Source organism: Escherichia sp. WS2035, assembly GCF_046487065.1.
In the GTDB taxonomy this organism is placed as follows: domain Bacteria; phylum Pseudomonadota; class Gammaproteobacteria; order Enterobacterales; family Enterobacteriaceae; genus Escherichia; species Escherichia coli.
This window is the reverse complement of sequence record NZ_JBJQKD010000020.1, coordinates 1-12,380: the sequence shown is the minus strand read 5'-3', so window position 1 is coordinate 12,380 and position 12,380 is coordinate 1. Positions and strand designations below refer to the sequence as shown.

Genomic DNA, 12,380 nt, shown 5'->3' with positions numbered 1-12,380 from the left:
ATCCTCGATCGGGCATTTTGACTTTTACAGCTTAGCGCCTTCTACAGCTTCACGCGCCAGCTTAGTAATGCGGTCGTAATCGCCCGCTTCCAGCGCATCTGCCGGAACCAGCCAGGAACCACCGATGCACAGCACGCTTTTCAGCGCCAGGTAGTCACGGTAGTTAGCCGGAGAAATACCACCTGTCGGGCAGAAACGGACCTGGGAGAACGGACCCGCGATCGCCTGCAGGGCTTTCACACCGCCGTTAGCTTCAGCCGGGAAGAATTTGAACTCTTTCAAACCGTAGTCCATACCCAGCATCAGTTCGGAAACAGTGCTGATCCCCGGAATCAGAGGAATAGTCCCTTCGGTAGCAGCTTTCAGCAGCGGCTCGGTCAGACCCGGGCTAATTGCAAACTGTGCACCTGCTTCAGTGACTTCTGCCAGCTGCTGTGGATTCAGCACCGTACCGGCACCCACAATCGCTTCAGGCACTTCTTTGGCGATAGCACGGATAGCGTCAACTGCGCACTCGGTACGCAGAGTCACTTCCAGAACGCGCACCCCACCAGCAACCAACGCTTTTGCTATCGGCACCGCGTGTTCCAGTTTTTTTACCACGATAACCGGTACAACCGGGCCGGTGGTCAGGATTGATTCTGCACTTGTTTTCCAGTTTTTCATCAGAGTTTTCTCTCGCCTGATTACAAATTTGTCGTCTTAAAAAGTGATACAGGTTGCGCCCTGTTCGGCACCGGACAGTTTTTCACGCAAGGCGCTGAATAATTCACGTCCTGTTCCCACGCGTGACGCGCTCAGGTCAGGAATGTGCGGTTCGCGAGCAGCCAGTTCCGCTTCGTCTACCAGCAGCGTCAGTTCGCCTGTCTGTCCATTCACACGAATGATGTCCCCGTCGCGCACTTTTGCCAGCAGCCCGCCATCGTAGGCCTCTGGTGTTACGTGGATAGCTGACGGCACTTTACCTGAAGCGCCGGAGAGTCGTCCATCGGTAACTAACGCAATTTTGAAACACCGGTCCAATAATACACCAAGTGGCGGCATGAGTTTATGTAATTCTGGCATTCCGTTCGCTTTTGGCCCCTGATGACGGACAACAACGACACAATCGCGGTCCAGTAAACCCGCTTCAAAGGCCGGCATAACGTCATGCTGGCTTTCAAAAACAACCGCTGGCGCTTCAATCACCTGGTTCTCTACCGGCACGGCAGAGGTTTTCATAACCGCTCGCCCCAGGTTACCGCTTAACACTTTTGTCCCACCATGATGAGAGAAAGGTTGTTCGAAGGACGCGATCACATTGTTGTCGAGTGATTTTTCTGCCCCTTCCCGCCAGTCCAGTTCACCATTATTCAGCCATGGTTCAAGGGTATAACGAGACAGACCAAAGCCTGCCACCGTATTGACATCTTCATGCAGCAGGCCTGCTTTGAGCAGTTCACGTACCAGAACCGGTACGCCACCTGCCGCCTGGAAGTGGTTAATATCGGCCGGACCGTTCGGGTAGAGACGTGCCATCAGCGGTACAACATCAGAAAGGTCAGAGAAGTCATCCCAGTTAATCTGAATACCGGCTGCGCGCGCCATCGCCACTAGGTGCATGGTGTGGTTAGTGGAACCACCGGTCGCCAGCAGTGCAACGATACCGTTCACCACTACTTTCTCATCGATCATCTTACCGATCGGCATCCATTCATTACCATTACCGGTCATGCGCGTAACCTGGCGCGCAGCTGCAGCGGTCAAAGCATCGCGCAGCGGAGAATCCGGATGAACAAAAGAAGAGCCTGGCAACTGCATCCCCATAAACTCCACCACCATCTGGTTGGTGTTGGCAGTACCGTAGAAAGTACATGTTCCCGGCGCATGATAAGACGCGGCTTCTGACTCCAGTAATGCCATGCGGTCCACTTTACCTTCGGCATAAAGCTGGCGAATACGCACTTTTTCTTTATTTGGCAAACCGCTTGCCATCGGTCCAGACGGCACAAACACCGCAGGCAAATGACCAAACGACAGGGCTGCCATGGTCAGACCTGGGACAATCTTGTCGCACACACCGAGAAACAGAGCACCATCAAACATGTTATGGGACAGCCCCACCGCCGCAGACATCGCAATCACTTCGCGGCTTAACAGCGACAATTCCATTCCATCCTGCCCCTGGGTGACACCATCACACATCGCCGGAACACCGCCCGCAACCTGACCAACCGCATTCGCTTCATGCAGGGCTTTACGAATGATTTCTGGATAGTGTTCATAAGGCTGGTGAGCGGAGAGCATGTCGTTATAGGAGGTGATGATGGCGATATTGTTACGCAACATGCTTTTCAAAGAGGCTTTGTCTTCTGGCTGGCAGGCAGCGAAACCGTGTGCCAGGTTACCGCATGCCAACTGCGAACGATGAACGGTCGAAGTTTTCGCTTGTTCTATCCGGGCGAGGTAAGCAGAGCGAGTCTCGCGCGAACGTTCAATGATTCGATTTGTTACGCGTAACAATTGTGGGTTCATAAAGGCTCCTGAAATTGAGTTGTCAGAGCAGGATGATTCACAACGCGTTTCATACATGGAAATTATGATTGAAACGCCTGTAACCGGAGCTCATAGGGCAAAAACGTTTCAGTCAGTGTAATAAAAAAAGCCTCGTGGGTGAATCCGCACGAGGCCTGAAAGTGTAAAAATTGTTCTACAATCTGTGCAAGATCATGTTACCGGTAAAATAACCATAAAGGATGAGCGCAGATATTACTCAAACTCATTCCAGGAACGACCATCACGGGTAATCATCGCCACTGAGGCAACGGGTCCCCAGGTTCCGGCCTGATACGGTTTCGGCGCATCATTGTCCATCGCCCACGCCTCAGTAATGGAGTCTACCCATTTCCAGGCTTCTTCCACTTCGTCGCGACGTACAAACAGTGCCTGAATACCACGCATGGTTTCCAGCAGCAAACGTTCATAGGCATCCGCCAGATGCGTCTGATTAAAGGTTTCTGAATAGCTCAGATCCAGCTTGGTGATTTGCAGGTTATGTTTGTGGTCAAGGCCAGGAACTTTATTCAGTACCTGGATATCCACGCCTTCATCAGGTTGCAGACGGATAGTCAGTTTATTTTGCGGTAGATCCTGCCACGACTCTTTAAACAGATTCAGTTCAGGTGTTTTGAAATAGACCACGACTTCAGAACATTTGGTCGGCAGACGTTTACCAGTACGCAGGTAGAATGGCACACCGGCCCAGCGCCAGTTATCAATGTCGACGCGGATCGCCACGAAGGTTTCTGTATTGCTGCTCTTGTTCGCGCCCTCTTCTTCCAGATAGCCCGGCACTTTTTTGCCCTGAGCGAAGCCCGCAGTATATTGCCCGCGTACGGTTTTTTCGCGCACATTGGAGCGGTCGATGCGGCGCAGAGACTTCAGTACTTTCACTTTTTCATCGCGGATGCTGTCTGCGCTCAGGTCAGACGGCGGAGACATCGCAATCATGCAAAGAATTTGCAGCAGGTGGTTCTGGATCATGTCGCGCATCTGACCGGCTTTATCAAAATAGCCCCAGCGCCCTTCGATCCCCACTTCTTCTGCCACGGTAATCTCAACATGATCAATGGTGCGATTGTCCCAGTTGTTCACAAACAGAGAGTTAGCAAAACGCAGCGCCAACAGGTTCAGCACTGTTTCTTTACCAAGATAGTGGTCGATACGGTAAACCTGGCACTCCTCGAAGTATTCGCCAACCTGATCGTTGATTTCCTGCGAGGTCGCCAGCGACGTCCCCAGCGGTTTTTCCATGACTACGCGTGCCGGTTTAGCATTCAGTTTTGCCTCACCAAGCCCTTTGCAAATTGCGCCAAAAGTGCTGGGCGGCATGGCAAAGTAGTTAATGGTGATACGATTTTTTTGATCCAGCATCGCGCCGAGACGGCTGAATGCAGCAGTGTCATTGACATCAAGATTACAAAAATCCAGACGTGCACTCAGGGTGTCCCATAAACCTTCATCAATGGTTTCTTTCATGAAAGTTTCGAGCGCCTCGCGGACAACTTTGGTATAAGCCGCTTTATCCCAGTCAGCACGCCCTACGCCGATAATCCGGGTGTCCGGGTTGAGCTGACCGGCTTTTTCCAGTTGATACAGGGAAGGCAGCAATTTACGACGCGCAAGGTCGCCTTTCGCGCCGAAAATGACCAGGTCACAGGCCTGGGCTGTTTGCGTTACCGCCATGTCATTCTCCTTAAGTTAACTAACCCGGTACTTAAGCCAGGGTATACTTGTAATTTTCTTACGGTGCACTGTACTGCTTTTACGAGCTTGCGAAAACTGTAAACGCTTATCCACCCGTGCGATTACGGTAAAAGCGCGCAAAGTGCGGCAAAACTGATAAAAAAATCATCGTTTTCCATTGGGTAAAAATCTGACACTGATCATGTTATGAAAAAAAATAACAACTTTTTTATCTGCTTTTGTCATTAACACAGCACACAGGCGTAATATCTGACAAAACTGCATTTCGATTTCTTTCAGAGCGGAAATCGTCATTACCCGTGAGTCTCTTTACATCATGAATATGCTGGAAAAAATCCAGTCTCAGCTGGAACATTTGAGCAAATCTGAGCGCAAAGTTGCCGAGGTCATTCTGGCTTCGCCCGATAACGCGATCCATTCGAGTATTGCTGCTCTGGCGCTGGAAGCCAATGTTAGCGAACCGACGGTGAATCGTTTCTGTCGCAGCATGGACACACGCGGTTTTCCTGATTTTAAACTTCATCTGGCACAAAGTCTGGCGAATGGCACTCCCTATGTTAATCGCAACGTCAATGAAGATGACAGCGTTGAATCATACACGGGGAAAATATTTGAGTCCGCAATGGCAACGCTCGATCATGTCCGTCATTCACTGGATAAATCTGCCATCAACCGCGCCGTCGACTTGCTCACTCAGGCAAAAAAAATCGCCTTTTTCGGATTAGGTTCTTCAGCCGCCGTTGCCCACGATGCGATGAATAAGTTCTTTCGTTTTAATGTTCCGGTGGTGTACTCCGATGATATCGTGCTGCAACGCATGAGTTGTATGAATTGTAGCGACGGAGACGTGGTGGTGCTGATTTCTCACACGGGAAGAACAAAAAATCTGGTCGAGCTGGCGCAGCTGGCACGCGAAAACGACGCTATGGTAATTGCCCTCACCTCTGCGGGTACCCCACTCGCCCGGGAAGCAACGCTGGCAATTACCCTCGACGTACCGGAAGATACTGACATTTATATGCCCATGGTTTCTCGACTTGCACAGCTGACCGTGATAGATGTGCTGGCGACAGGATTTACTTTGCGGCGCGGTACAAAATTCAGAGATAACTTGAAGCGGGTCAAGGAAGCGCTGAAGGAATCGCGTTTTGATAAGCAGTTACTTAATTTAAGTGACGATCGCTAAAAACGACTGTCACTGTCCTAATCTTATACGACATCCGAATGAGATTAATTTATCGCCATCACGGCGTTATTTCATTCGGATTTCATGTTCAAGCAACACCTGGTTGTTTCAGTCAACGGAGTATTACATGTCCAGAAGGCTTCGCAGAACTAAAATCGTTACCACGTTAGGCCCGGCAACAGATCGCGATAATAACCTTGAAAAAGTTATCGCGGCGGGTGCCAACGTTGTACGTATGAATTTTTCTCACGGCTCGCCTGAAGATCACAAAATGCGCGCGGATAAAGTTCGTGAGATTGCCGCAAAACTGGGGCGTCATGTGGCTATTCTGGGTGACCTCCAGGGGCCCAAAATCCGTGTATCCACCTTTAAAGAAGGCAAAGTTTTCCTCAATATTGGGGATAAATTCCTGCTCGACGCCAACCTGGGTAAAGGTGAAGGCGACAAAGAAAAAGTCGGTATCGACTACAAAGGCCTGCCTGCTGACGTTGTGCCTGGTGACATCCTGCTGCTGGACGATGGTCGCGTCCAGTTAAAAGTACTGGAAGTCCAGGGCATGAAAGTGTTCACCGAAGTGACCGTCGGTGGTCCCCTCTCCAACAATAAAGGTATCAACAAACTTGGCGGCGGTTTGTCGGCTGAAGCGCTGACCGAAAAAGACAAAGCAGACATTAAGACTGCGGCGTTGATTGGCGTAGATTACCTGGCTGTCTCCTTCCCACGCTGCGGCGAAGATCTGAACTATGCCCGTCGTCTGGCACGCGATGCAGGATGTGATGCGAAAATTGTTGCCAAGGTTGAACGTGCGGAAGCCGTTTGCAGCCAGGAGGCAATGGATGACATCATCCTCGCCTCTGACGTGGTAATGGTTGCTCGCGGCGACCTCGGTGTGGAAATTGGCGATCCGGAACTGGTCGGCATTCAGAAAGCGTTGATCCGTCGTGCACGTCAGCTAAACCGCGCGGTAATCACGGCGACCCAGATGATGGAATCAATGATTACTAACCCGATGCCGACGCGTGCAGAAGTCATGGACGTAGCAAACGCCGTTCTGGATGGTACTGACGCTGTGATGCTGTCGGCAGAAACTGCTGCTGGTCAATACCCGTCAGAAACTGTTGCAGCCATGGCGCGCGTTTGCCTGGGGGCGGAAAAAATCCCGAGCATCAACGTTTCTAAACACCGTCTGGACGTTCAGTTCGACAATGTGGAAGAAGCCATTGCCATGTCAGCAATGTACGCGGCTAACCACCTGAAAGGCGTTACGGCGATCATCACCATGACCGAATCGGGTCGTACCGCGCTGATGACCTCCCGTATCAGCTCTGGTCTGCCAATTTTCGCCATGTCACGACATGAACGTACGCTGAACCTGACTGCTCTCTATCGCGGCGTTACGCCGGTGCACTTTGATAGCGCTAATGACGGCGTAGCAGCTGCCAGCGAAGCGGTTAATCTGCTGCGTGATAAAGGTTACTTGATGTCTGGTGACCTGGTGATTGTCACCCAGGGCGACGTGATGAGTACCGTGGGTTCTACTAATACCACGCGTATTTTAACGGTAGAGTAAGTACGTTGCCGGATGCGGCGAAAACGCCTCATCCGGCCTACAGTTCAATGATAATTCAACAGATTTCGAATCTTCTGAAGCAAACTTGAACTTATCATCAGTCGAAGGCCTCTCCTCGCGAGAGGCATTTTTTATTTGATGGGATAAAGATCTTTGCGCTTATACGGTTGGATTTCGCCCGGTTTGCGAGTTTTCAGCAATTTTAATATCCAGGTGTATTGTTCTGGTCGCGGACCAACAAAAATCTCGACTTCTTCATTCATCCGCCGCGCAATCGTATGATCATCCGCCTCTAACAGATCATCCATCGGTGGGCGCACCTGAATCGTCAGACGATGCGTCTTGCCATCATAAATCGGAAACAGCGGTACAACGCGCGCACGGCACACTTTCATCAAACGACCAATCGCGGGCAACGTCGCTTTATAGGTGGCAAAGAAATCAACAAATTCGCTGTGTTCTGGGCCATGATCCTGATCGGGTAAATAATATCCCCAGTAACCCTGACGTACCGACTGGATGAATGGTTTAATACCATCATTTCTCGCATGCAGACGACCACCAAAGCGACGGCGCACCGTGTTCCAGACATAATCAAAAACCGGGTTGCCCTGATTATGGAACATCGCTGCCATTTTCTGCCCTTGCGAGGCCATCAGCATGGCAGGAATATCGACGGCCCAACCGTGCGGCACCAGAAAAATCACTTTCTCGTTATTACGCCGCATCTCTTCGATGATCTCCAGCCCTTGCCAGTCAACGCGCGGCTGAATTTTCTCCGGCCCGCGTATTGCCAACTCAGCCATCATTACCATCGCTTGCGGCGCGGTGGCAAACATCTCATCTACAATCGCTTCGCGTTCAGCTTCACTACGTTCTGGAAAGCAGAGCGACAGATTGATTAACGCACGACGGCGTGAGCTTTTTCCCAGTCGTCCGGCAAAACGTCCCAGCCGTGCCAGAATGGGATCACGGAACTTTGGCGGCGTTAAAGCGATACCCGCCATCGCTGCTACGCCCAGCCATGCTCCCCAGTAGCGCGGGTGGCGAAAGGATTTATCAAACTCAGGAATGTATTCGCTATTATTTTTTTTCGTTTCCATGCTTTTCCAGTTTCGGATAAGGCAAAAATCAATCTGGTGATAGTGTAGCGGCGCAACTTGCCCCGCACCAAATAAAAAAGCCGGTACTGACTGCGTACCGGCTGCGAATGGATGTTAATTAATCAAACCGTAGCTGCGGCACAATCTCTTTGGCCTGTGCCAGGAATTCGCGACGATCGGAGCCGGTCAGCCCTTCGGTACGCGGCAGTTTTGCCGTCAGCGGGTTTACGGCCTGCTGGTTTATCCATACTTCATAGTGCAGATGCGGCCCGGTTGAACGTCCGGTATTACCGGAAAGCGCGATACGGTCGCCACGTTTCACCTTCTGTCCCGGTTTCACCAGGATCTTGCGCAAGTGCATATAACGCGTGGTGTAGCTGCGACCATGACGAATAGCCACATAATAACCTGCTGCGCCACTACGTTTGGCAACCACCACTTCACCGTCACCCACTGAAAGCACTGGCGTACCTTGTGGCATGGCAAAATCAACACCTCTGTGTGGCGCAACGCGACCGGTCACCGGATTAGTACGACGCGGGTTAAAGTTAGATGAGATACGGAACTGTTTCGCCGTCGGGAATCGCAAGAATCCTTTCGCCAGACCAGTACCGTTACGATCATAGAATTTGCCATCTTCAGCGCGGATTGCATAATAATCTTTACCTTCTGAACGCAAACGTACGCCCAGCAGCTGGCTTTGCTCACGTTTACCATCAAGCATTTCTCGTGACATTAACACCGCAAATTCATCGCCTTTTTTCAGTTTGCGGAAATCCATTTGCCACTGCATGGCTTTAATCACTGCGCTCACTTCGGCGCTGGTTAAACCGGCGTTTCTGGCGCTGGCAACAAAGCTTCCCCCGACGGTACCTTTCAGCAGATTGTTGACCCACTCTCCTTGCTGCATTTCGCTGGTCATTTTAAAACCGTTAGCGGCAGTACGGTCATAGGTTCGGGTTTCACGACGAGACACTTCCCAGGTGAGGCGCTGCAGTTCGCCGTCCGCGGTTAATGTCCAGGAGAGTTGTTGACCGATTTTCAGGTTACGCAATTCTTTGTCGGCAGCAGCCAGTTGGGTGATATCACCCATATCAATACCATACTGATTGAGAATGCTGCTTAGCGTATCGCCAGTGGAAACAACATATTCATGCACGCCCGCTTCACCGGCGATTTTGTCATCCAGTTCGTCCTGGGGAATGGCTTCATCTTCTTGTGCAGCTTGATCAATCGGCTCACTGGCTTCAGGTAAGAGCGAACGAATTTCGTTCTGTTCCAGCTCAATGGTTTTGACAATTGGCGTGGCATCACGGTGATAAACATAGGGCCGCCAGACAGCGACGGCCAGAGTAAGAACGGTGAGCGACCCCAACATAACGCGGTGTGGTCGCGGTAAATTATTAAACGCCAGGGCGACAGAGCGGGCTATCTGTTGCACGTAATCACTTCCTCATTAATCTCCTTTCAGGCAGCTCGCATACTGGTTGGCTAATTGATTCAGGAATTCTGAATAGCTTGTTTTACCCAGTTTGATATTCGTCCCCAGGGGATCCAACGTTCCCATACGAACGGATGTCCCTCGTGCGACGCTCTCAACGACCGCTGGCCTGAACTGTGGCTCAGCAAAAACGCAGGTTGCTTTTTGCTCAACCAACTGTGTTCTTATTTCATGTAAACGCTGCGCGCCAGGTTGAATCTCAGGGTTAACGGTAAAATGACCAAGCGGTGTCAGTCCGAACTGTTTTTCGAAGTAGCCGTAAGCATCGTGAAAAACGAAATAACCTTTCCCCTTGAGCGGCGCGAGCTCGTTACCAACCTGCGTTTCGGTTGAGGCTAATTGTGCCTCAAAATCCTTCAGGTTGGCGTCAAGTTTGGCTCGACTTTGCGGCATAAGTTCCACTAATTTTCCATGGATTGCAACCGCTGTAGCCCGCGCTATCTCTGGGGAAAGCCAAAGATGCATGTTGAAATCGCCGTGATGGTGATCTTCGTCACTTTTTTCCGCGTGATCGTGATCATCATCATCGTCGTGAATACTTTTCATCAGCAGCGGTTTCACATCTTCTAGCTGCGCAATCGTTACCTGTTTCGCTTCTGGTAATTTACTTACCGGTTTTTGCATGAACGCTTCCATCTCCGGGCCAACCCAAACGACTAAGTCCGCGTTCTGTAAGCGTTTTACATCCGATGGACGCAGTGAATAATCATGTTCTGAAGCGCCGTCAGGCAGTAAAACCTGCGTTTCTGTTACCCCATCAGCAATGGCAGAAGCGATGAACCCAACGGGTTTAAGCGAAGCGACAACGGCGGCATCTGCGGCCTGTGTTGCACCGCCCCAGAGAGCGGCGGATAATGCTGCGAAAAGAAGCGTTTTTTTATGTAACATAATGCGACCAATCATCGTAATGAATATGAGAAGTGTGATATTATAACATTTCATGACTACTGCAAGACTAAAATTAACATGACAAGTCTGGTTTCCCTGGAAAATGTCTCGGTTTCTTTTGGCCAACGCCGCGTCCTCTCTGATGTGTCGCTGGAACTTAAACCTGGAAAAATTTTGACTTTACTTGGGCCAAACGGCGCAGGTAAGTCGACACTGGTACGGGTAGTGCTCGGACTGGTAACACCCGATGAAGGGGTTATCAAGCGCAACGGAAAACTGCGCATCGGCTATGTACCGCAGAAGCTGTATCTCGACACCACGTTGCCACTGACCGTAAACCGTTTTTTACGCTTACGCCCTGGCACACATAAAGAAGATATTTTGCCTGCACTGAAACGTGTCCAGGCCGGGCATCTGATTAACGCACCGATGCAAAAGCTCTCGGGTGGCGAAACGCAGCGTGTACTGTTAGCGCGAGCATTGTTAAATCGACCGCAATTATTAGTGCTGGATGAACCCACTCAGGGCGTGGATGTGAATGGTCAGGTGGCGTTATATGACCTTATTGACCAACTGCGTCGTGAACTGGATTGTGGCGTTTTAATGGTATCTCACGATCTGCATCTGGTAATGGCAAAAACCGATGAAGTGCTTTGCCTGAATCACCACATTTGTTGTTCCGGCACACCGGAAGTTGTTTCCCTGCATCCGGAGTTTATTTCTATGTTTGGTCCTCGTGGTGCTGAACAACTGGGTATCTATCGCCATCATCATAATCATCGTCACGATTTACAGGGACGAATTGTTTTGCGTCGGGGAAATGATCGCTCATGATTGAATTATTATTTCCCGGTTGGTTAGCCGGGATCATGCTCGCCTGTGCCGCGGGTCCGCTGGGTTCGTTTGTAGTCTGGCGTCGTATGTCTTATTTCGGTGATACGCTGGCTCATGCCTCATTACTTGGCGTCGCGTTTGGTTTGTTGCTGGACGTGAATCCATTCTATGCGGTGATTGCAGTTACGCTGCTGCTGGCGGGCGGTCTGGTATGGCTCGAGAAGCGTCCACAGCTGGCGATCGACACGTTATTAGGGATTATGGCGCACAGTGCCCTGTCGCTGGGCCTGGTGGTCGTTAGTCTGATGTCTAATATTCGTGTTGATTTGATGGCTTACCTGTTCGGTGATTTACTGGCAGTGACGCCAGAAGATCTCATCTCTATTGCGATTGGCGTGGTCATCGTGGTGGCTATTTTGTTCTGGCAATGGCGCAATTTGCTGTCGATGACGATTAGCCCGGATCTGGCGTTTGTTGATGGTGTGAAATTACAGCGCGTGAAATTGTTGTTGATGCTGGTGACGGCATTGACGATTGGTGTAGCGATGAAATTCGTCGGCGCGTTGATTATTACTTCACTGCTGATTATTCCTGCTGCTACTGCACGTCGCTTTGCCCGCACGCCGGAACAGATGGCTGGTGTCGCTGTTTTGGTGGGGATGGTGGCAGTGACTGGCGGTTTAACCTTTTCCGCATTTTACGATACACCTGCAGGCCCGTCGGTGGTGCTATGCGCGGCACTGTTATTTATTATCAGTATGATGAAAAAACAGGCCAGCTAATCTTTCGCTGAACATATTTGTCGGATGCGGCGCGAGCGCCTTATCCGACCTTGTATTATCCCTCCAGTGCAGAGAAAATCGGTCAGTTTTCTCTGCCTGCAGTCCGCATGCCTTATCCGACCTACGGTTCGCTATCTCTGGTAGGCCTGATAAGACGAACATGAACTGAACCCCAAAACCTGGACAGTTTCAGTTAACCGGCTTTTTGATACTCAGTCCGGTATTCTACCGGGCTGAGTCCCCCAAGACTGAGTTTTATTCTTTTTTGATT

General features: G+C 50.6%; 11 protein-coding genes. 4 read left to right on the top strand and 7 right to left on the bottom strand.

Going from position 1 to position 12,380, the window contains the following annotated elements:
• Positions 1–24: 24 nt before the first annotated feature.
• The 3 genes from kdgA to zwf all read right to left on the bottom strand — a co-directional run bounded on the left by kdgA (position 25) and on the right by zwf (position 4,224).
• Positions 25–666, bottom strand: a complete 642-nt coding sequence (kdgA, locus tag ACJHX4_RS23555) for a bifunctional 4-hydroxy-2-oxoglutarate aldolase/2-dehydro-3-deoxy-phosphogluconate aldolase (RefSeq protein WP_000800503.1) — start codon at positions 664–666, stop codon at positions 25–27.
• 36 nt (positions 667–702) lie between these two features.
• A complete protein-coding gene (edd, locus tag ACJHX4_RS23550; RefSeq protein ID WP_001069461.1) occupies positions 703–2,514 on the bottom strand; it encodes a phosphogluconate dehydratase in 1,812 nt (603 codons plus the stop codon).
• 234 nt (positions 2,515–2,748) lie between these two features.
• Positions 2,749–4,224: a glucose-6-phosphate dehydrogenase gene (gene zwf / locus ACJHX4_RS23545; RefSeq protein WP_000301727.1), complete on the bottom strand. Its 1,476-nt coding sequence runs from the start codon at positions 4,222–4,224 to the stop codon at positions 2,749–2,751.
• Between the two features lie 337 nt (positions 4,225–4,561).
• Between zwf and hexR the strand changes: the two genes are divergently transcribed.
• The gene (hexR, locus tag ACJHX4_RS23540; RefSeq protein WP_001056695.1) at positions 4,562–5,431 is read left to right on the top strand and encodes a DNA-binding transcriptional regulator HexR; all 870 of its coding nucleotides are present in this window, start codon (positions 4,562–4,564) and stop codon (positions 5,429–5,431) included.
• Positions 5,432–5,558: 127 nt separating this feature from the next.
• Positions 5,559–7,001 carry a pyruvate kinase gene (gene pyk / locus ACJHX4_RS23535; protein ID WP_000091149.1) on the top strand — a complete coding sequence of 481 codons (1,443 nt, stop codon included), beginning with the start codon at positions 5,559–5,561 and terminating at the stop codon, positions 6,999–7,001.
• Between the two features lie 131 nt (positions 7,002–7,132).
• Here the strand turns inward: pyk and lpxM are convergent, their stop codons facing one another.
• The 3 genes from lpxM to znuA form a co-directional block, all read right to left on the bottom strand.
• A complete protein-coding gene (gene lpxM, locus ACJHX4_RS23530) occupies positions 7,133–8,104 on the bottom strand; it encodes a lauroyl-Kdo(2)-lipid IV(A) myristoyltransferase (protein WP_001296141.1) in 972 nt (323 codons plus the stop codon).
• A 118-nt stretch (positions 8,105–8,222) separates the two neighbouring features.
• Positions 8,223–9,545 carry a murein DD-endopeptidase MepM gene (gene mepM / locus ACJHX4_RS23525; RefSeq protein ID WP_001184045.1) on the bottom strand — a complete coding sequence of 441 codons (1,323 nt, stop codon included), beginning with the start codon at positions 9,543–9,545 and terminating at the stop codon, positions 8,223–8,225.
• Between the two features lie 15 nt (positions 9,546–9,560).
• On the bottom strand, positions 9,561–10,493 hold the full coding sequence (znuA, locus tag ACJHX4_RS23520) for a zinc ABC transporter substrate-binding protein ZnuA (protein WP_001347089.1): 933 nt from the start codon (positions 10,491–10,493) through the stop codon (positions 9,561–9,563).
• Positions 10,494–10,571: 78 nt separating this feature from the next.
• Between znuA and znuC the strand changes: the two genes are divergently transcribed.
• Both znuC and znuB read left to right on the top strand, forming a co-directional pair.
• Positions 10,572–11,327 (top strand): zinc ABC transporter ATP-binding protein ZnuC, encoded by a 756-nt coding sequence (gene znuC / locus ACJHX4_RS23515; protein ID WP_000202996.1) that lies wholly within the window; start codon positions 10,572–10,574, stop codon positions 11,325–11,327.
• Positions 11,324–12,109 carry a zinc ABC transporter permease subunit ZnuB gene (gene znuB / locus ACJHX4_RS23510; RefSeq protein ID WP_000571478.1) on the top strand — a complete coding sequence of 262 codons (786 nt, stop codon included), beginning with the start codon at positions 11,324–11,326 and terminating at the stop codon, positions 12,107–12,109. Before znuC ends, znuB begins: the two co-directional genes overlap by 4 nt.
• Before the next feature lie 193 nt (positions 12,110–12,302).
• On the opposite strand, the gene ACJHX4_RS23505 is transcribed toward znuB, so the two are convergent.
• Positions 12,303–12,380: IS3 family transposase (locus tag ACJHX4_RS23505; RefSeq protein WP_322967685.1), on the bottom strand; the 78-nt coding region annotated here is incomplete at its 5' end.